This window comes from Enterobacter cloacae complex sp. HYC074_NIDB (assembly GCF_056673345.1).
This window is the reverse complement of record NZ_CP114214.1, coordinates 1-20,634: the sequence shown is the minus strand read 5'-3', so window position 1 is coordinate 20,634 and position 20,634 is coordinate 1. Positions and strand designations below refer to the sequence as shown.

18 protein-coding genes and 1 pseudogene are annotated in these 20,634 nt (G+C 51.6%); all 19 read right to left on the bottom strand.

All coding sequences use genetic code 11. The annotated features are described in order from the left end of the window. Positions 1–36: 36 nt before the first annotated feature. Positions 37–1,080 (bottom strand): fimbrial protein, encoded by a 1,044-nt coding sequence (locus O1724_RS00095; RefSeq protein ID WP_023315074.1) that lies wholly within the window; start codon positions 1,078–1,080, stop codon positions 37–39. Then, positions 1,077–3,608, bottom strand: coding sequence for a fimbria/pilus outer membrane usher protein (locus O1724_RS00090; protein ID WP_050870966.1), 2,532 nt, complete (start codon positions 3,606–3,608; stop codon positions 1,077–1,079). The genes O1724_RS00095 and O1724_RS00090 overlap by 4 nt, the downstream gene beginning before the upstream one ends. A 21-nt stretch (positions 3,609–3,629) precedes the next feature. After that, positions 3,630–4,322, bottom strand: coding sequence for a fimbrial chaperone (locus O1724_RS00085; protein ID WP_044596304.1), 693 nt, complete (start codon positions 4,320–4,322; stop codon positions 3,630–3,632). Positions 4,323–4,403: 81 nt separating this feature from the next. Further along, positions 4,404–4,733 (bottom strand): annotated as a pseudogene (locus O1724_RS00080) (fimbrial protein); the annotation flags it as partial. Positions 4,734–4,766: 33 nt separating this feature from the next. Further along, positions 4,767–5,929, bottom strand: a protein-coding gene (locus O1724_RS00075; RefSeq protein WP_139154853.1) for an IS3 family transposase whose coding sequence is annotated in 2 segments (ribosomal slippage) — positions 4,767–5,668 and positions 5,668–5,929 — 1,164 coding nt in all. Because the reading frame shifts where the segments join, the coding sequence is not laid out codon by codon here. A gap of 62 nt (positions 5,930–5,991) precedes the next feature. Further along, complete coding sequence (locus O1724_RS00070) at positions 5,992–6,228, bottom strand: fimbrial protein (protein WP_176691025.1); 237 nt, start codon at positions 6,226–6,228, stop codon at positions 5,992–5,994. Between the two features lie 448 nt (positions 6,229–6,676). After that, positions 6,677–8,506 carry a glutamine--fructose-6-phosphate transaminase (isomerizing) gene (glmS, locus tag O1724_RS00065; RefSeq protein ID WP_023323908.1) on the bottom strand — a complete coding sequence of 610 codons (1,830 nt, stop codon included), beginning with the start codon at positions 8,504–8,506 and terminating at the stop codon, positions 6,677–6,679. Between the two features lie 240 nt (positions 8,507–8,746). After that, entirely contained in the window at positions 8,747–10,117 is a 1,371-nt protein-coding gene (gene glmU, locus O1724_RS00060; RefSeq protein ID WP_023323907.1) for a bifunctional UDP-N-acetylglucosamine diphosphorylase/glucosamine-1-phosphate N-acetyltransferase GlmU, read from the bottom strand. A gap of 138 nt (positions 10,118–10,255) precedes the next feature. Next, positions 10,256–10,675, bottom strand: a complete 420-nt coding sequence (locus tag O1724_RS00055; protein ID WP_003862360.1) for a F0F1 ATP synthase subunit epsilon — start codon at positions 10,673–10,675, stop codon at positions 10,256–10,258. A gap of 20 nt (positions 10,676–10,695) precedes the next feature. Next, positions 10,696–12,078 carry a F0F1 ATP synthase subunit beta gene (gene atpD, locus O1724_RS00050; protein ID WP_003862362.1) on the bottom strand — a complete coding sequence of 461 codons (1,383 nt, stop codon included), beginning with the start codon at positions 12,076–12,078 and terminating at the stop codon, positions 10,696–10,698. A 31-nt stretch (positions 12,079–12,109) separates the two neighbouring features. Continuing rightward, on the bottom strand, positions 12,110–12,973 hold the full coding sequence (gene atpG / locus O1724_RS00045) for a F0F1 ATP synthase subunit gamma (RefSeq protein WP_003862364.1): 864 nt from the start codon (positions 12,971–12,973) through the stop codon (positions 12,110–12,112). A 51-nt stretch (positions 12,974–13,024) separates the two neighbouring features. Further along, positions 13,025–14,566 carry a F0F1 ATP synthase subunit alpha gene (atpA, locus tag O1724_RS00040; RefSeq protein WP_003862367.1) on the bottom strand — a complete coding sequence of 514 codons (1,542 nt, stop codon included), beginning with the start codon at positions 14,564–14,566 and terminating at the stop codon, positions 13,025–13,027. Between the two features lie 12 nt (positions 14,567–14,578). After that, positions 14,579–15,112, bottom strand: coding sequence for a F0F1 ATP synthase subunit delta (atpH, locus tag O1724_RS00035; RefSeq protein WP_003862369.1), 534 nt, complete (start codon positions 15,110–15,112; stop codon positions 14,579–14,581). A 14-nt stretch (positions 15,113–15,126) separates the two neighbouring features. After that, on the bottom strand, positions 15,127–15,597 hold the full coding sequence (gene atpF / locus O1724_RS00030) for a F0F1 ATP synthase subunit B (RefSeq protein WP_003862370.1): 471 nt from the start codon (positions 15,595–15,597) through the stop codon (positions 15,127–15,129). A 48-nt stretch (positions 15,598–15,645) separates the two neighbouring features. Continuing rightward, the gene (gene atpE / locus O1724_RS00025; protein WP_000429386.1) at positions 15,646–15,885 is read right to left on the bottom strand and encodes a F0F1 ATP synthase subunit C; all 240 of its coding nucleotides are present in this window, start codon (positions 15,883–15,885) and stop codon (positions 15,646–15,648) included. 49 nt (positions 15,886–15,934) lie between these two features. Beyond that, positions 15,935–16,750, bottom strand: coding sequence for a F0F1 ATP synthase subunit A (atpB, locus tag O1724_RS00020; protein WP_003862373.1), 816 nt, complete (start codon positions 16,748–16,750; stop codon positions 15,935–15,937). An 8-nt stretch (positions 16,751–16,758) separates the two neighbouring features. Further along, positions 16,759–17,139 carry a F0F1 ATP synthase subunit I gene (atpI, locus tag O1724_RS00015; RefSeq protein WP_003862375.1) on the bottom strand — a complete coding sequence of 127 codons (381 nt, stop codon included), beginning with the start codon at positions 17,137–17,139 and terminating at the stop codon, positions 16,759–16,761. A 616-nt stretch (positions 17,140–17,755) separates the two neighbouring features. Continuing rightward, a complete protein-coding gene (rsmG, locus tag O1724_RS00010) occupies positions 17,756–18,379 on the bottom strand; it encodes a 16S rRNA (guanine(527)-N(7))-methyltransferase RsmG (RefSeq protein WP_003862377.1) in 624 nt (207 codons plus the stop codon). Positions 18,380–18,486: 107 nt separating this feature from the next. Further along, positions 18,487–20,376 carry a tRNA uridine-5-carboxymethylaminomethyl(34) synthesis enzyme MnmG gene (mnmG, locus tag O1724_RS00005; protein ID WP_048241620.1) on the bottom strand — a complete coding sequence of 630 codons (1,890 nt, stop codon included), beginning with the start codon at positions 20,374–20,376 and terminating at the stop codon, positions 18,487–18,489. Between the last annotated feature and the right edge of the window lie 258 nt (positions 20,377–20,634).

The window sequence follows — 20,634 nt, the reverse complement described above, 5'->3', positions numbered from 1 at the left end:
ATATGACAACGGCTGTCATAAACAGCCGTTGACGAATCAGTTTTTAATTTCCATCGTAATGGTGGCAGTCGCGGTAAACGTTCCTGGCTCAGGCCTGGCTCCCGTCGCGCTCGCCGGCGCAGCAGAAAAATTAAACTCACCCGTCTCCACACCCAGTCGAGAACGGGTTCCCATGTCCGTTTCCATGCGTCCGCCGTTAACATCCACTTCTTGATTAAACTCGTCGTAGACCTTAATACCCACATCCTGGTTTGTTGTCTCAATCATGGTTGAAAACGCGCCTGCCTGGGTGGCATGGAGTGAAACTTCAACATCTTGCCCTGAGCTCATCCCAGTGCATCTTACCGACGCCTTGATGGGTATTTTCTTATCGGAAAGGCCAGTGCCCGCTACAGATGAAAATGAAGACGCAGAGATTTTACCAAAATCCACTTCAATGATTTGACCGCCGTTAACTTCACACTCCTGCGGCGCGGTAATATCCCCTTGAATAAAAACATCAGCCAGTTTATTGCCATAGTCGGTGGCTAATACACTAGAAGTATTAGCATACAGCGAAGCGAGTAACGTCAACGGAATAGTAACGGTGCCGATAAACGGTTCTTTGACATAAAAATAAATGGTTGCGTCGGAACCGCTTGTAAAGGTGGTCGTATTAAGGGAATTAACGCAGTTGTAATAACCACTGGGGTTGTTAGGCCGGTCCTCAAAGGGAACGTTGATATAACCGCGCCCCATGATCATGATCGACAATCCAACATCTAAATACTCATCTAATACATAATATTGCACTTTATTTCGGCTGACGCTTTTCTGCAAGGCGGGGTTATCTTTGGCTGTAAAGTAAACATAGTTATAATCGCGATTACAGTGGCATACCCCTTCATACTGACCACCGTTATCTACTTGTTTGCTAATTGTCTGGCCAGCTTTATTCTGTGAGGCGCTGAGCGTAGTGCCGGAAAACGAAAGTATGCTGTGGTGTGTACCGCCTTTAGCTTCGCAATATGTATCCGCAGACCATGCGTGCTGGCACACTGCGCAGATGCACAGCACGATGATTAATTTAACGATATTCAATTTGATACTCCGTTATTAGCGCATGTTACCGGCAGTTGTAACAGCCCATTGTCCTTTGGCGCTTCGAGATGATACTCAACCTGGCAGATGGATTGACCAGTAATATTAAAACGGCCAACTAAGGGCATTCCTGAAAGATAAAGCTCGCCGTTATCCCCCACAATCCCGGTTACCGTTCCCGTATCCAGATCGGCCGTCGCCATTGCGCCAAACGGCGCAGGTTTGCCGTTAGCCATAATGACGCTGAATAAAACGCGATAGCCGATGCGAGTTTTAAACGCTGCTTTCACTACCGCGCCGCGGGTAGGTACAAGATTAACAACGGTATTATCCAGTTCGACGTTAGCACGTGAAAAATAGTTGCTGTTAATCGCTATACGGTTTTCTTCGTAAGGATTAAGCTGCGTTTTGACGGTGTATCCACGCCAGTCCGTCGCTACCCCGGTCGTGTTTTCAATCGACAGGCCGCCCGCTCCTGGCGCTTCCACTAGCGCCACCGTTTCACCCAACTCCTGGGAAAAGGTCACGCCGTCGCGGTGAATCAGAATACCGCCACGCGCCCCGTAGTTTATACGCTGCGAATCCTGGCTATAGGCGTAGCTGCCATTTACCGATCCGTAGGTGCCGTCGTAGTTCAGGCTGGCATTGCTGCTATGGGTATTATTCGATGTATTCGTCCAGGACTCCTGCACGCTATACGCCAGATTGTGGCCTTCCAACAGAGTGCCGCCGATCCCGGCCTGCATGCTACTGTCGTTATGATTATTCTGGGTCATGGAGTAGTTAACGTAACTCCCTTCCAACCAGCCAGAGAGCGGCAAAGAAACCGTGAACATAAAAATATGTTCGCTATCGGTGTAGTCGTCGCTGTGGCTGCCGCTGGAATAGCGGTTGATCGAGTCGGTATAATTCCATGTCAGGTTCCATGATATCTGCCGCCAGTTATTGCTGTAACCAAGCTGAAGCAGACGCTCGACCTCATCGGTGTGCCAGTACTGCTGACGGCTCAGCGTCAGGTAGAAATTTCCCCGATCGGGCCCCAACGATTGGGTCCAGGTACCTTCCAGGCGACTACGCCGGTTTCCCATGTTCCAGAAATCAGAAACATCATTCTGGCGAGATGCCCACTCGGTTAGTGAATAAAAGCCTTCTGTAGAGTACCGGTATCCTACGAGACGAAAATTGGTATCTGTATCATCAAATCGTTTGGAATAGAGGAAACGGTATGATTGCCCTTTTTCCTCGTCGCCATTGTCAAAAGACGAGCGAGCCTGGGTTATATCTAGCGACATCGCACCCAGCGCACCCATATCCTTCCCCATCCCTATAGCTGCGGAGGCATAATCTTGCGCAACCTGCGTTCCACCGTAGAGCGTTAATCCCCACGGCATCCCGTGTAATACCTGCGCCTGTAACACATCGGGTGTAAAGCCGCTCTCAGCGCGCATTTCACCGACGCTGACATCAACGTCGGTCTGTCCTTCGCGTTTCAGTATTGCCAGAGAAGCGTAAGGCTGTGTAAAACGCTGCTCGCTGCCGTCTTCCTCTTTGATTGTTACGTCCAGATCGCCGCCACCGCTGGTGGTATTCAGATCGGTGATTTCAAACGCGCCCTGCGGTACCGCCGACTGATAGATCACATAGTTATTCTGGCGGATCGTCACGGTCGCGTTGCTTTTTGCGATACCGCGCACTATCGGCGCAAAGCCATTCTGACTGGACGGTAGCATGTCGTCATCGGTATAGAGTCTGACGCCGCGGATCTGCGTACTGTCAAAGATGTCGCTTGCGGTCCAGGTATCGCCAACCATGATCTGGCTGCGTAGCGCGGCGATATCTCGCTGCACATAGCTGCTGATGGAGTGGTACTCAGCGCTGCCTGCTGTCGAATCCACTGTGCTGTAGTTGCGAAGCCGCCAGGACCCGAGATTAAGACCATTGCGCAAATTCAGGTAGTAGCTGTCATCCTCCTCAGAATCATAATTTGATCGAAGAGTATGCGAACCGGAAAAGTCATAGTTGGTCATCAAGGCGTTAATGCCTTCATCCCATCGCGAGGGACTAATATAATCATACGCCGCTGAATCAAGATAAATTTGTGGAATGGAGATGTTCAACACCAGCTTGTTGCCGTCGAATAGCCAGCGTGATCCCTCCACCAACGGAGCGGGGTTGACGCAGGCGGTGCTATCCACTCCACGCAGCGTTTTCAACGCCTCAACCTTTACGCCGTAAGATATAAGGACATCATTGATAGCGACGTAGCAAGGATGGAGTTCGTCCTCGGGAGCATCCTGCACAAACGTCACTTCCTTACGTTCAAAAAATTTGCCGTTAATGAATACATCAACTTTATAGCTGCCAGGGGGAAGCGCGTTGGAACGGTTAAATTGACGAATATCGACATCGACCGGATGATCGATTTCCAGAAGTTTCGGGTTAAACAGGCTGTCCTGTGCTAATGACTGAACAGGAATGCTCAGACATAACCCCGATATCATGGCAATGCAGTGACGTAAGCCAATCATTAAGACATCCCTATCAGAATATTAAAGCACCTGTTTTACTGGGTTGCTGACGGCGCCGTAATCATTAATAAAACGCCAAACAAGCGTATGGCCTGCACTTCCTGGTGGTAATGTCAGCGAGAGTTTTTCAAAGGGTTTGATCATATTGACTGGTATGTCTTTACCATCAACTGATACATCCATGATATTGATATGGATAGGATTATTATTCTGAACAATAAGTTGCCGACCTTGTTTTGACCATGCGACGTTCGCTACCGCCTTCTCAGGGATTAACGTAATAGCCGCCGGTCGCCAGAACAGTTTGATACGTGTCTTAATCGCAATTTCCAGCGAGCTGGTCTCTTTTTTACTGCTGGATGGCGGAATATTTTTTATGTTCAGCCAAAAAACGGATTCGCGATCGGTAGGCAACGTCCCGGCCATTTTAAGTACGCGTAAGACCTTTTCTTGCATTGGCTCAAGCCTGGAAACGGGTGGTATGACGGTAAAAGGCGGTTTATGTTTATCTTCTTTGTCAAAGGGGTCGACCCAGGTTTGTATCAGGTACGGCAGATCGCTCTCTTTGTTGTAAATCGATATGGTGGCATCAGGACTATCAGCCAAAAAAATGACGCGCGTGCCGCCGACAATGATGCCTGCACAGGCTATTGACGAGCTGAGACACATTGTCGCAGCCATGAATGTTTTAAATAAACGTGTAAAAGCAACCATACAGCCTCTCATTAGTTGACGCCCTTAAAATGTTTATTATTAGCAACGCGAATAAGGGCGTCTTTTAACTAATAAATGTAATTATTTCACATATTCAACGGTGAACTGAGAGTCAGCGTTAGCTGTACCTGGCGTTACGGTCGTAGAGGTTGCAATATAACGTGCAATGAATTTTAAATCGGCCTTAGTATCCACAATATCAGTTGTGGCAGAATCTTTGTATAACTCAACCTGAGAGTTGTCTGCGCGGTTATAGATACGAATCGCTACGCCCGTTGCAGTGACCGCGTCGCCTGTACCCGTAAAGTCGCCTGGCGTGCCTGTTTTTTCCGGGTTACCTATCGCCAGATCGCCATTGCCAGCTTCAGTACCGTCAAATCGAACCGATGCCTTGGTATAGGTTGGCGGGCATTTTGATCCTACCCGCGTAATATGGACACAACCCTAAGCGAGGTTCTGGTTTTCAAATTGTTCCGGACTGAGACCGCCACAGGCACTGTGACGACGCCACCGATTGTAATCGCACTCAATATAATTAAACACTGCTGTTCGCATGATTTCCCGGCTGGCAAAGTCCTCTCCGTGGATACATTCCACCTTCAGCGTGTGGAAGAAGCTTTCTGCACAGGCATTGTCATAACAACAGCCTCTGGCGCTCATACTGCCCTGCAGATTATGGCGTTTCAGTAAGCTCTGATAATCCGTTGAACAGTACTGACCGCCTCTGTCTGTATGCACGATGACATTTTCCGGACGTTTACGCCGCCACAACGCCATCTGTAACGCATCGCAGGCTAGCTGTGTCGTCATCCGCGAGGACATCGACCAGCCAATGACTGACCGCGACCACAGGTCGATAACCACGGCCAGATAAAGCCAGCCTTCACCGGTGCGAAGATACGTGATGTCACCCACCCACTTCTGATTCGGGCCGCTGGCGTAAAAGTCCTGCTTCAGCAGATTCTCTGAGACTGGCAGACCATGTTCGCGGTAACTGACCGGACTGAACTTTCGTGAAGCTTTCGCCCGCAGCCCCTGACGACGCAGGCTGGCTGCCACGGTTTTCACGTTGAACCGGTAACCCTGAGCACGAAGCTCATCCGTCAGGCGTGGCGCACCATAGCGTTGTTTTGCGTCACTGAATGCTTCCCGGACGACGTTATCACAGACAAGGCGGAACTGCTGACGCCGGTTTATCTGATAACGACGCTGATACCAGATGTACCAGCCGCTACGGGCAACCTGAAGTACACGGCACATGGCTTTGATACTGAACTCAGCCTGATGTTTTTCGATGAAGACATACTTCATTTCAGGCGCTTCGCGAAGTATGTCGCGGCCTTTTGGAGAATGGCCAGTTCCTCATCCCGTTCTGCCAGTTGACGCTTCAGACGGGCGATCTCTGCGGACATCTCCTGTTCGCGTTCAGAAGAAGAGAGCTGATTTTGCTGTTTGCTTCGCCAGTTGTAGAGCTGTGATTCATACAGGTTAAGTTCGCGGGCGGCTGCGGCCACCCCAATGCGTTCAGCCAGTTTCAGGGCTTCGTGACGAAATTCAGGCGTGTGCTGCTTGCGTGGCTTTTTGGTGGTTGATGCTGGTTTTGTCATGTGAGTCACCTCTGGTTGAGAGTTTACTCACTTAGTCGCGTGTCCACTATTGCTGGGTAAGATCATTTCTCCAGGCTGATAGTGAATTGCGTTGGTGCGGAGGTGCTGCCTACACCGTTGAATGCCGTTTTACTGACTTTACCTAAATCAACGTTTTGTTCTTTCGTAACGGTGGTAATTTCACAAGCGCTATCAATGATCTCACCACGGAAATGTACAGTACCATCAGATGCCAGAGCAGCACCAGATAATATGGATGAAGACAAGATTATTGCGCTGGCGATAGCATTTAGTTTCATGACAACCCCTATTAATTTTATATCGCTGATATTTTATTTATTAACCAAATAAAATGATTAAATTTGAAGCGGCGTAATATTACGATCCTAAAAACGCCTCTGACAAATAAGTTTTCCAGCTTGTAATATTTTATTTTAAGAAGGATGAATGAAATGTATCAGATTCAATCATGTTATAAATATCAGCCACAAACAATAAATGCGATATCTACTGGCAGGAGGATTATTTTAGGAATATATTAATATCTTAATAATAAACAATTATTATTTGATCGTTTTTGCAACAGCACAAGTCCAAAAAACGGAGAGCGAAAAAAATGTAACCACATGTTTTACATGAAACATTTTACGCCATAGGGTACACAAGAAAGTAAAAATGAGGCGTGTAAAGAAGTAGCAACAAATAAAAAGGCTGCCACGCAAATGGCAGCCTTTTTACAGGAAGTGATTACTCAACGGTAACCGATTTAGCCAGGTTACGTGGCTGGTCTACGTCGGTGCCTTTGATCAGCGCGACGTGATAAGCCAGCAGTTGCAGCGGTACGGTGTAGAAGATCGGCGCAATCACCTCTTCCACATGCGGCATCTCGATGATGTGCATGTTGTCGCTGCTGGCGAAACCGGCATCTTTATCCGCAAAGACGTACAGAACACCACCACGGGCGCGCACTTCTTCGATGTTAGATTTCAGTTTTTCCAGCAGTTCGTTGTTAGGTGCCACCACGATAACTGGCATATCCGCATCGATCAGCGCCAGCGGGCCATGCTTCAGCTCGCCTGCCGCATAGGCTTCAGCGTGAATATAAGAGATCTCTTTGAGCTTCAGCGCCCCTTCCAGCGCGATCGGATACTGATCGCCGCGCCCCAGGAACAGAGCGTGATGCTTGTCGGAGAAATCCTCCGCCAGGGCTTCAATGCGTTTGTCCTGAGAGAGCATCTGTTCAATACGGCTTGGCAGCGCCTGGAGACCGTGAACGATATCATGCTCAACGGAAGCATCTTGGCCTTTCAGACGCGCCAGTTTCGCCACCAGCATCAGCAGAACGGTCAGCTGAGTAGTAAACGCTTTGGTGGAAGCCACGCCGATTTCGGTACCCGCTTTGGTCATCAGCGCCAGATCGGATTCACGTACCAGGGACGATCCCGGCACGTTACAAATGGCCAGCGAGCCGAGGTAACCCAGTTCTTTAGACAGACGCAGCGCCGCCAGGGTATCGGCCGTTTCGCCAGACTGAGAAAGGGTGATCATCAGGCTGTTACGACGCACCGCAGATTTGCGATAGCGGAACTCAGAGGCGATTTCCACATCACACGGCACACCCGCCAGGGATTCAAACCAGTAGCGCGAGACCATACCGGAGTTGTAAGAGGTACCGCAGGCCACGATCTGAATGTGCTCGACTTTGCTCAGCAGTTCGTTGGCATTGGCGCCCAGCTCGCTCAGATCCACTTCACCATGGCTGATGCGACCAGTCAGGGTGTTTTTAATGGCGTTTGGCTGTTCGTAGATCTCTTTCTGCATGTAGTGACGGTAAGCGCCTTTGTCGCCCGCGTCGTATTGCAGGTTTGATTCGATCTCCTGACGCTTAACCTGCTCGCCTTTTGTGTCGAATACGGTCACGCTGCGACGTGTCACCTCGGCAATGTCTCCCTCTTCCAGGAAGATAAAGCGACGGGTAACCGGCAGCAGCGCCAGCTGGTCGGAAGCGATAAAGTTTTCACCCATGCCCAGACCAATCACCATCGGACTACCGGAACGCGCGGCCAGCAGCGTGGACGGGTCGCGGGAATCCATGATCACCGTACCGTAAGCACCACGTAGCTGAGGGATAGCGCGCAGCACCGCATCACGCAGTGTACCGCCCTTTGCCAGCTCCCAGTGCACCAGGTGAGCAATCACTTCGGTGTCGGTTTCAGAGACGAAGGTATAGCCGCGCGCTTTCAGTTCTTCACGCAGCGGTTCGTGGTTTTCGATAATGCCGTTATGCACGACCACGATGTGTTCAGACACATGCGGGTGTGCGTTGCCTTCAGATGGCTCACCGTGGGTCGCCCAGCGGGTATGCGCAATACCAGTGCCACCGTGCAGCGGATGTTCTTCCGCAGCCTGGGCCAGCATCTGTACTTTACCGAGACGGCGCAGACGGGTCATATGACCTTCTGCATCAACGACAGCCAGCCCGGCTGAGTCGTAACCACGGTATTCCAGACGACGTAAACCTTCGAGAAGGATTTCAGCAATATCACGCTGCGCAACTGCGCCAACAATTCCACACATAGTTATATTTCCTGATTATGGCGTTATGCCATGCGTTGTCGCTGACCTGTATTTGCCCTTTCCGGGCGCCCCGAGCCTTGTAGAGAGTGGGGTTATTTTTATGGGTACTGCTTGTAGGGGGAGGATTATGTTATCCCCTCACCCCGGCCCTCTCCCCAAAGGGGCGAGGGAGAAAAACACCGCACCGAACAATCCCCTCTCCCCTGTGAGGAGAGGGTTAGGGTGAGGGGTATAAATCCGTTACTTCTGCTTCACCGGGCGTTTCCAGCCCTGCTTGCTGACCTGCGGAACGCGGCTTAACACCAGCTCGTTCTCGGCCACATCGCGCGTAACGGTTGTCCCGGCGGCAATGGTCACGCCTTTGCCCACGGTAACAGGCGCCACCAGCTGGGTATCGGAGCCTACAAACACGTCATCACCAATGATGGTTTTAAACTTATTGGCGCCGTCATAGTTACAGGTAATCGTCCCTGCACCAATGTTTACGTTGTCGCCAATTTCCGCATCGCCCAGATAGGTCAGATGACCCGCTTTAGAGCCCTTACCCAGACGCGCTTTTTTCATTTCCACGAAGTTACCTACGTGAGCACCTTCCAGCAGCTCAGCGCCCGGGCGCAGACGCGCAAATGGGCCAATCGTACAGGCCGCCTCAAGATGGGCATCTTCCACCACGCTGTACGGGCTGATTTCGCAGTCGTCACCGATCGCGCTGTTTTTAATCACACAGCCGGTGCCGATTTTGACGCGGTTGCCCAGCGTGACGTTACCTTCCAGGATAACGTTAGTATCTATTACAACGTCGCGCCCGTGGGTCAGCGTGCCACGCAGATCGAAACGCGCCGGATCGCGCAGCATAACGCCCGCGAGCAACAGCTTTTCTGCCTGCTCGGACTGGTAAATACGCTCAAGACGGGAAAGCTGGAGACGGTTGTTTACCCCGTCCGTTTCGCTGATACGCGCCGGATGAACGGCAGCAATCTCACGCCCTTCCTGGTAAGCCATCGCAATGATGTCGGTGATGTAGTATTCACCCTGCGCGTTGTTATTGTTGAGTCTGGACAGCCAGCGCTTCATATCCGCACCGTTCGCAATCAGGATGCCGGTGTTGATCTCCTGAATCTGGCGCTGTTCGTCAGTGGCATCTTTATGCTCAACAATCCCCGTCACGTTGCCGTTTTCACGCGTAATGCGGCCATAGCCGGTTGGATCGTCCAGCACGACGGTCAACAAACCGATGCCACCCTGCGGTTTGGCTTCACGCAGCCGAGTAAGGGTTTCAACGGAGATCAGCGGGACGTCGCCGTAGAGCATCAGGATATCTTCATCATCAGCGAAGAAGGGTGCAGCCTGCTGCATTGCATGACCCGTACCCAGCTGTTCTGCCTGAAGCACCCAGTTGAGATTGTCGTCACGCAGCGTTTTTTTCAGCAGATCGCCGCCATGTCCATAAACCAGATGCACCTGGCTGGCGCCTAATTCATTCGCTGCATCAATAACATGCTGAACCATTGGCTTTCCTGCCAGCGTGTGGAGCACTTTAGGCAGATCGGAATACATGCGGGTACCTTTGCCTGCGGCAAGGATCACCACGCTCATCGCACTGTTTAACATACGCATCCTGACGGTAGTTTGTGTGAGAAGTAAAAACGTTTGATGCTTAAAATTCTACATCTTTTTCATCATGAATTAAGGCCGAAAAAAAAAGCCAGCCTGGGATCCAGACTGGCTTTTGTGCTTTTCAAGCCGGTGTTACATCGCTTTTTTGGTCAACTCGATAACGCGCAGTTTCGCGATCGCTTTGGCCAGCTCCGCAGACGCCTGAGCGTAATCCACGTCACCATGAGAGCTGTTAATGTGCTCTTCAGCCTTACGCTTCGATTCCAGGGCTCGCGCTTCGTCGAGATCCTGGCCACGAATAGCGGTATCGGCCAGAACGGTCACACTGCCTGGCTGCACTTCAAGAATGCCGCCGGACAGATAGATAAACTCTTCATGACCGAACTGTTTAACGATGCGGATCATACCAGGCTTAATGGCGGTGAGCAGCGGTGCGTGACCCGGGAAAATACCCAGTTCACCTTCACTACCCGTTACCTGGATTTTCTCGACCAGACCAGAGAACATTTGTTGCTCTGCGCTGACGACGTCCAGGTGGTAAGTCATTGCCATATCACCCTCCGATTAAGGCGTTAAAGTTTTTTGGCTTTTTCCACGGCTTCTTCGATGGAACCAACCATGTAGAACGCCTGCTCTGGCAGGTGATCGTATTCGCCTTCCATGATGCCTTTAAAGCCACGGATGGTGTCTTTCAGGGAAACGTATTTACCTGGAGAACCGGTGAATACTTCCGCAACGAAGAACGGCTGAGACAGGAAGCGCTGGATCTTACGCGCACGTGCTACCACCAGTTTGTCTTCTTCAGACAGTTCATCCATACCCAGGATGGCGATGATGTCTTTCAGTTCCTGATAACGTTGCAGCAGGGACTGTACGCCACGCGCGGTGTCGTAGTGCTCCTGGCCAACAACCAGTGGATCCAGCTGACGGCTGGTGGAGTCCAGCGGGTCAACGGCCGGGTAGATACCCAGAGACGCGATCTGACGGCTCAGAACCACGGTTGCATCTAAGTGAGCAAAGGTGGTGGCTGGAGATGGGTCAGTCAAGTCATCCGCAGGTACGTATACCGCCTGAACGGAGGTGATAGAACCAGTTTTGGTAGAGGTGATACGTTCCTGAAGAACACCCATCTCTTCCGCAAGCGTAGGCTGATAACCTACCGCTGAAGGCATACGACCCAGCAGTGCAGATACTTCAGTACCGGCCAGGGTGTAACGGTAGATGTTATCAACGAACAGCAGAACGTCACGGCCTTCGTCACGGAACTTCTCAGCCATCGTCAGGCCAGTCAGCGCAACGCGCAGACGGTTTCCTGGTGGCTCGTTCATCTGGCCGTAAACCAGGGATACTTTATCCAGAACGTTGGAGTCGGTCATTTCGTGGTAGAAGTCGTTACCCTCACGAGTACGTTCACCTACGCCCGCAAACACGGAGTAACCGGAGTGCTCGATCGCGATGTTACGGATCAGCTCCATCATGTTTACGGTTTTACCTACACCCGCACCACCGAACAGACCGACTTTACCGCCCTTCGCGAACGGACACATCAGGTCGATAACTTTGATGCCGGTTTCCAGCAGTTCCTGAGAGCTGGACAGCTCTTCGTAGGAAGGTGCCGCGCGGTGGATAGCCCAACGCTCTTCTTCACCGATGTCGCCTTTCATGTCGATTGGTTGACCCAATACGTTCATGATACGACCCAGTGTTGCTTTACCTACCGGGACTTCGATCGGGTGCTCAAGGTCTTTTACTTCCAGACCACGACGCAGACCGTCGGAAGAACCCATGGCGATGGTACGCACGATACCGCCGCCGAGCTGCTGCTGAACTTCCAGCACCAGGCTCTCGTTACCATTCTGTACCTCAAGCGCGTCGTACACGCGTGGTACGGCGTCCTGAGGGAACTCGACGTCCACCACGGCGCCGATTACCTGGACAATCTTTCCAGTAGCCATCTTGAATCCTCTACGTAATTCGTAAACCTGGTTAAACCGCGGCGGCCCCCGAGACGATCTCGGTGAGTTCCTGAGTAATGCTGGCCTGACGAGCTTTGTTGTAAACCAACTGCAGCTCTTTAATCAGGCTGCCGCCATTATCGGTCGCGGCTTTCATCGCCACCATTCGTGCGGCCTGCTCGCTGGCCAGGTTTTCTACAACGCCCTGATAAACCTGAGATTCAACGTAACGACGCAGCAGGGTATCCAGCAGCGGTTTCGGATCGGGTTCATACAGGTAATCCCAGGCTTTCTGTTTCAGCTCGTCATCTTCTGATGCCGGTAACGGCAGCATCTGAGTGAGCGTAGGCACCTGAGACATGGTGTTAATAAATTTGTTGCTGACAACGTACAGTCTGTCCAGACGGCCTTCATCGTAGGCCTGCAACATCACTTTAACCGGGCCGATCAGTTCGGACAGGGACGGGTTATCACCCATACCGGTCACCTGAGCGACAATGTTGCCACCAACGGAGTTAAAGAAAGAGACGCCTTTAGAGCCAATCAGTGCCAGATCGCACTGAACGCCTTTATCGGACCAGCCTTTCATATCCGCCAGCAGTTTTTTGAACAGGTTAATGTTCAAGCCGCCACACAGACCACGGTCAGTCGACACCACCAGGTAGCCCACGCGCTTAACGTCGCGTTCTTCCAGGTAAGGGTGCTTATATTCCAGATTACCGTTTGCAAGGTGACCAATCACTTTGCGCATGGTCTCTGCATAAGGACGGCTGGCCGCCATGCGATCCTGCGATTTACGCATTTTGGAAGCGGCGACCATCTCCATCGCTTTAGTGATCTTTTGCGTGTTCTGGACGCTTGCGATCTTACTACGTATCTCTTTTGCGCCGGCCATGAGCTTCTCCTCAATGCCAGACGGCTTGTCCTGAGACAAGCCGCCGGACGATTACCAGGATTGGGTTGCTTTGAAGGAATCGAGGATAGCTTTCAGCTTGCCTTCGATTTCGTCGTTATAGCCACCGGTCTGGTTGATCTCTTGCATCAGCGGAGCGTGATCACGGTCGACGTAAGCCAGCAGAGCGGCTTCGAAGCTACCGATTTTCGCCAGTTCCACATCTTCGAGGTAACCGCGTTCAGCCGCGAACAGTACCAGGCCCTGCTGAGCAACAGACATTGGCGCGTACTGTTTCTGCTTCAGCAGCTCGGTCACTTTCTGACCGTGGCTCAGCTGTTTACGGGTTGCTTCGTCCAGATCGGATGCGAACTGAGAGAACGCAGCCAGTTCACGATACTGTGCCAGCGCGGTACGGATACCACCGGACAGTTTCTTGATGATCTTGGTCTGAGCAGCACCACCCACACGGGATACGGAGATACCCGGGTTAACCGCCGGACGAATACCGGAGTTAAACAGGTTGGTTTCCAGGAAGATCTGACCATCGGTAATGGAGATTACGTTGGTCGGAACGAACGCAGAAACGTCACCCGCCTGGGTTTCAATGATCGGCAGGGCGGTCAGAGAACCTGTTTTACCCTTCACTTCACCTTTGGTGAAGTTCTCGACGTATTCCGCGTTAACGCGGGAAGCACGCTCCAGCAGACGAGAGTGGAGGTAGAATACGTCGCCCGGGAATGCTTCACGTCCTGGTGGACGACGGAGCAGCAGGGAAACCTGACGATAAGCAACAGCCTGTTTAGACAGGTCATCGTATACGATCAGCGCATCTTCACCGCGGTCACGGAAGTATTCGCCCATTGCGCAACCGGCGTATGGTGCCAGGTATTGCAGTGCAGCAGATTCAGACGCGGTTGCTACCACAACGATGGTGTTAGACAGTGCGCCGTGCTCTTCCAGTTTACGAACCACGTTGGAAATGGTGGACGCTTTCTGGCCGATAGCCACGTACACACATTTGATGCCGGAGTCACGCTGGTTGATGATGGCGTCGATTGCCATCGCGGTTTTACCGGTCTGACGGTCACCGATGATCAGTTCACGCTGACCACGACCGATTGGGATCATGGCATCAACGGACTTATAACCCGTCTGTACTGGCTGATCAACTGACTGACGGTCGATAACGCCTGGTGCGATAACTTCGATTGGGGAGAAGCCATCGTGCTCAACCGGACCTTTACCGTCGATTGGCGCACCCAAGGTGTTAACAACGCGACCCAGCAGGCCACGGCCAACCGGCACTTCCAGAATACGGCCAGTACACTTAACCTTCATGCCTTCGGCGAGGTCAGCGTATGGACCCATCACAACGGCACCTACGGAGTCGCGCTCCAGGTTCAGTGCGATAGCGTAACGGTTACCCGGCAGGGAAATCATCTCACCCTGCATACAATCGGCCAGGCCGTGGATGCGGATAACACCGTCACTTACAGAAACAATAGTACCTTCGTTGTGAGCTTCACTCACAACATTGAACTGAGCAATGCGCTGCTTGATCAGTTCGCTGATTTCGGTGGAATTCAGTTGCATGCTCCAGTCCCCTTAAGACTGCAAGACGTCTGCAAGGCGCTCAAGACGGCCGCGTACGCTGCCATCAATGACCATATCACCCGAGCGGATGATTACGCCTGCCATTACAGACTTATCGATTTTGCAATTCAGCTTAACTTTGCGTGACAGACGTTTTTCCATCGCGGCGGTGATTTTCGCAAGCTGTTCGTCACTCAGTTCAGTCGCGGAAGTTACTTCAACTTCAGCGGTAGCTTCACTAAGGGCACGTAAGTGCTCAAACTGCTCGAGAACATCCGGGAGCACACGGAGACGACCATTTTCCGCCATCACCTTAATCAGGTTCTGGCCGTTGGCATCCAGTTGCTCTCCGCACACGGCGATAAACGACGCGGCGAGGGTTTCAGGCGCTAACGCACCAGAAAGCAACTCGGCCATTTGTTCGTTTTTCGTCACCTCAGCGGCAAACGCCAGCATATTCTGCCAGCGATCGACATTTTGGTGTTCGACAGCAAAGTCAAAAGCTGCTTTGGCGTAGGGGCGAGCTACCGTAACAAATTCAGACATCAGCCCCTCCCTCCTTACAGTTCAGCGACAAGTTTGTCCACGATGTCGCTGTTAGCAGCTTCATCCACGGAACGTTCGATGATCTTCTCGGCGCCAGCAACAGCCAGAATCGCAACCTGCTTACGCAGTTCTTCACGAGCACGTTTACGCTCAGCTTCAATTTCAGCCTGAGCCTGTGTCACGATCTTAGTACGTTCCTGTTCTGCTTCAGCTTTGGCTTCGTCCAGGATCTGAGAACGGCGTTTGTTAGCCTGTTCAATGATTACCTGAGCTTCAGCTTTCGCTTTTTTCAGCTGGTCTGTCGCGTTGGCCTGTGCAAGGTCCAAATCTTTCTTAGCGCGTTCTGCGGAAGCCAGACCGTCAGCAATTTCTTTCTGACGTTTTTCGATGGCAGCCATTAAAGGCGGCCATACATACTTCATGCAGAACCAGACAAAGAGAATAAACGCGATGGCCTGGCCGAGGATTGTTGCGTTCATGTTCACAGCACAATACCTCTTAAATTTCTGTGGCTTGGGGTTTTAAAACAACTACTACGCGACAGCAAACATCACGTACAGACCCAGACCTACAGCGATCATTGGGATTGCATCCACCAGACCCATAACGATAAAGAACTGAGTACGCAGCAGAGGAATCAGATCAGGTTGACGCGCTGCGCCTTCCAGGAATTTGCCCCCGAGGATGCCGATACCGATCGCAGCACCGATAGCCGCCAGACCCATCATCACAGCGGCAGCCATGTACAGCAGATCCATATTCAGGTTTTCCATGACAGTCTCCAGTTTGTTTCAATTAAAACGTAGTAGTGTTGGTAAAAAATCAGTGCTCTTCAGACGCCATCGACAGATAGACGATCGTCAGAACCATGAAGATAAAGGCTTGCAGCGTAATGATCAGGATGTGGAAAATGGCCCATGGCACATTCAGAATCCACTGTGACCACCACGGCAGAAGACCCGCGATCAGAATGAAAATCAGCTCACCCGCATACATGTTGCCGAACAGTCGCAGACCCAGTGAAACAGGTTTGGACAGCAGGCTCACGCCTTCTAGGATCAGGTTGACCGGAATAAACGCCCAGTGGTTGAACGGCTGCAAGGTAAGCTCTTTCACAAAGCCGCTTACGCCTTTCATTTTGATGCTGTAGAACAGAATGAGGATAAATACGCCCAGCGCCATCGACAGGGTGATGTTCACGTCGGCAGACGGAACCACGCGCAGTGCAGGCAGGCCGAGTACGTGCTCACCGATCCAAGGTAAGAAATCGATAGGCAGGAGGTCCATCAGGTTCATCAGGAAGACCCAAACGAACACGGTCAGGGCCAGCGGAGCAATCAGTTTGCTCTTACCATGGTACATGTCTTTCACGCTGCCATGGACGAAGCCGATGATCATCTCGATGAACGTTTGGAATTTCCCTGGAACACCGCTGGTCGCCTTTTTAGCAACGCTACGGAACATGGCCAGGAACAGAAGACCCAAAACCACCGAGAAGAACATGGAGTCGATGTTGATCGTCCAGAAGGTGGCCGGGGGGTTATGTGGATCCACCAGCGAGAATGTACGCAGGTCCAGCTGAAGGTTATTCAGATGGTGACCTATGTAATCCTGCGGCGTCATATTTTCTGAAGCCATGATGCCTTTTACCCTTTGTTATTGATTACAGCTGGAGCCAGAACTTGTACCACCAGCACCAAAACCCACGTTGCTATCAGCGGCATGAATACCACTTTCAAAACCGCCAGCGCCATCACCAGTAGAGCAAAGGTCAGCAACACCTTACACACTTCGCCGAGAGCGAAGGACCAGGCCACGCGGCCTTTGGCAGGTGTATGCGCCTGATGACGCCAGGCAAAAATCATAAACAACACGTTTGGCAGAACCACCGCCAAACCTCCGCACGCGGCGGAGATGCCCCAGAAGGGGTCTTTGAGGCTAAACAGCAGTCCACTTGCTATCACAGCCAGAAACTGAATGAACAGAAGCTTACGAGCAACGTTTCTACTCAAGAGCGACACAGACATCACGTTTTTACTCCTGCTCCCTTCGAGGTATGCCGCGTGTCGTATAAAACGTCCTTTAAGGCTCAGAGTCAAGCATCAAAAAGCGGTCAAATTATACGGTGCGTACCCGTGATTTCAAACATTAAGTAGCGAAAAGGTGAATAAATGTTTAAATATTTTTCCCCAGTCCTATTTTTCAACTTTTGACCCAAGCGTTGACCTTCAGGCAAAACTGCAAACAGCGCGGAAACGTTGGTGATAAAGCGTGCACGAGATCACAAAATACACATTTGCGATAAAATGGTATTTATCAAAGACGTAAAACGATTAATTTCATCTGCATGAAATTAAAGCAAAAAAACCGCAACTATTTTTAAAACAGAGCCGTATACAACAAAAACCTTTTATTGACATTCTTAATAAATATTTAACATTCCATTCTTGTTGCTTTTACCCACTTTTAGCAGACTGATAATTTCATGGTTGACTATCCTCTGAGTGAACGAATCACGTCAGGTTAACCATAAGAAAATCCATGGTAACAACAAGGTTAAATTAACGACGACCAAATCAGACTGAATGTGCTGCTTTTTAACACGATCAGAACAGCACAAATTCCACATTTTTTATTAATTTTTTAAAAAGTGTTTGGCTTAATTATCACCAGATGACGCTCACCTTCGAGCTGAGGGATCTGGAGTTTCTCAATAGATTCGACAACAAAACCGTCCGGAAGCTGCTCGATTTCGTCCCCCGGAAGTTGCCCTTTCAGCGCATAAAAACGCCCCTTCTCCGCTGGCAGGTGTTTGCACCAGCTCACCATGTCATTGAGTGAGGCAAACGCGCGGCTGATAACACCGTCAAACGGTGGCTCTGCCGGGAACTCCTCTACCCTGCTCTGTACGGGCGTAATGTTTTCCAGCTTCAGCTCATGCTGAACCTGGCGTAAAAAGCGTACGCGCTTGCCCAGGCTGTCCAGCAGCGTGAAATGACTCTCCGGTCGAACAATAGACAACGGAACGCCCGGCAAGCCCGGACCGGTGCCCACATCGATAAAACGTTCACCGTTCAGATACGGCGCCACGACGATGCTATCGAGAATATGGCGAATCAGCATCTCGTTGGGATCGCGTACGGAGGTGAGGTTGTACGCTTTATTCCATTTGTTCAGCATATCGACATAGGCCACCAGCTGATTTTTCTGGTGATCGGTGAGCGAAATACCTGCCTGTTCCAGCAGACGAGAGAGTTTATTGAGCACGGTGGATACCTGTTGAGAAACTTAAGTGGCGGGTGGCGCTTCGCTAACCCGCCCTACGGGTTCAGTAGGCCCGGTAAGCGCAGCGCCACCGGGCTATTTACAGAGCATTACGCGCTACGGCGCAGCATGCCCTGCTTTTTCAGCCACACCAGCAGAATCGAAATCGCGGCAGGTGTGACGCCAGAGATACGTGAGGCCTGGCCAATCGACACAGGTTTGTGATCGTTCAGCTTAGCGATCACTTCGTTGGAAAGGCCCGTCACCTGACGGTAGTCCAGCATTTCCGGCAGCAGCGTGTTTTCGTTGCGCTGCTGTTTTTCGATCTCATCCTGCTGACGCGCGATGTAGCCTTCGTACTTCACCTGAATTTCGACCTGCTCGGCAGCTTCAGCGTCTTCAAGGCCCGGTGCGAACGCCGTCAGTTTGACCAGATTCTCGTAGGTGACTTCAGGACGGCGCAGCAGATCTTCCCCACTGGCTTCGCGCGACAGCGGTGCTGTTAAGTGAGCATTCACTTCAGCAGCAGTTTCCGCCTGCGGATTCACCCAGGTGGTTTTCAGGCGCTGACGTTCCTGTTCAATGCGCTCCAGCTTCTCGTTGAAGCGCGCCCAGCGCTCGTCATCCACCAGACCCAGCTCGCGGCCCACCTCGGTCAGACGCAGATCGGCATTGTCTTCGCGCAGCATCAGGCGATATTCCGCACGAGAAGTAAACATGCGGTACGGTTCTTTGGTCCCCAGCGTGCAGAGATCGTCGACCAGAACGCCCAGGTAAGCCTGAGAACGCGCCGGTGCCCAGCCCTCTTTCTCGGCAGAGAAGCGAGCAGCGTTCAGACCGGCCAGCAGCCCTTGCGCGGCAGCTTCTTCGTACCCGGTGGTGCCGTTAATCTGGCCTGCGAAGAACAGACCCTGAATGAATTTGCTTTCCAGCGTCGGCTTCAGGTCACGCGGATCGAAGAAATCGTACTCAATAGCGTAGCCAGGACGAACGATCTTCGCGTTTTCCATGCCCTGCATTGAACGCACAATCTGCATCTGCACGTCGAACGGCAGGCTGGTGGAGATGCCGTTCGGGTAAATTTCGTTAGAGGTCAGCCCTTCCGGTTCGAGGAAGATTTGGTGCTGATTACGATCGGCAAAGCGCATCACTTTGTCTTCGATCGACGGGCAATAACGCGGGCCAATCCCTTCGATCACACCAGCATACATTGGGCTGCGATCGAGATTATTGCGGATCACGTCATGGGTTTTTTCATTGGTGTGCGTGATGTAGCACGGCACCTGCTGCGGATGTTGCCCCGCATTGCCCATGAACGAGAACACCGGCATCGGGTTATCGCCGTGCTGCTGTGCCAGCACGCTGAAATCAATGGTGCGCGCATCAATACGCGGTGGCGTGCCGGTTTTCAGGCGGCTTACGCGCAGCGGCAGCTCACGCAGACGACGAGATAACGGAATTGACGGCGGATCGCCAGCACGACCACCGCTGTAATTGTCCAGACCAATATGGATTTTACCGTCCAGGAATGTCCCGACCGTCAGCACCACCGCTTTTGCGCGGAATTTGAGACCCATTTGGGTCACGGCGCCAACAACACGATCGTTCTCCACGATAAGATCTTCTACCGCCTGCTGGAAGATCATCAGGTTCGGTTGGTTTTCCAGCGCGGTGCGCACAGCCTGACGGTAAAGCACACGGTCTGCCTGTGCACGGGTGGCGCGAACAGCCGGACCTTTACTCGCGTTTAGTATCCTAAACTGGATGCCTGCATGATCGATCGCTTTCGCCATCAGGCCGCCAAGTGCATCCACTTCTTTTACCAGGTGTCCTTTCCCAATGCCGCCAATCGCCGGATTACAGGACATTTGTCCCAGCGTGTCGATATTGTGTGTCAAAAGCAGGGTCTGCTGACCCATTCGCGCTGCGGCCATTGCGGCCTCAGTGCCTGCGTGACCCCCGCCAATGATGATGACGTCAAAAGGATCCTGATAAAACATGGTGGTCTGCCTCGCGTAAAGCGGTATGAAAATGGATTGAAGCCCGGGCCGTGGATTCTACTCAACTTTAGTCTTTCGAGAAAGCATTGGGATCCTGGGCTATTAAAAAGAAGATCTTTTTATTTAGAGATCTGTTCTATTGTGATCTCTTATTAGGATCGCAGACCTTTGTGGATAAGTCCGATCCCATAAATAAGATCATGCGGTTAGGAAGGATCGTTTGCTGTGAATGATCGGTGATCCTGGACCGTATAAGCT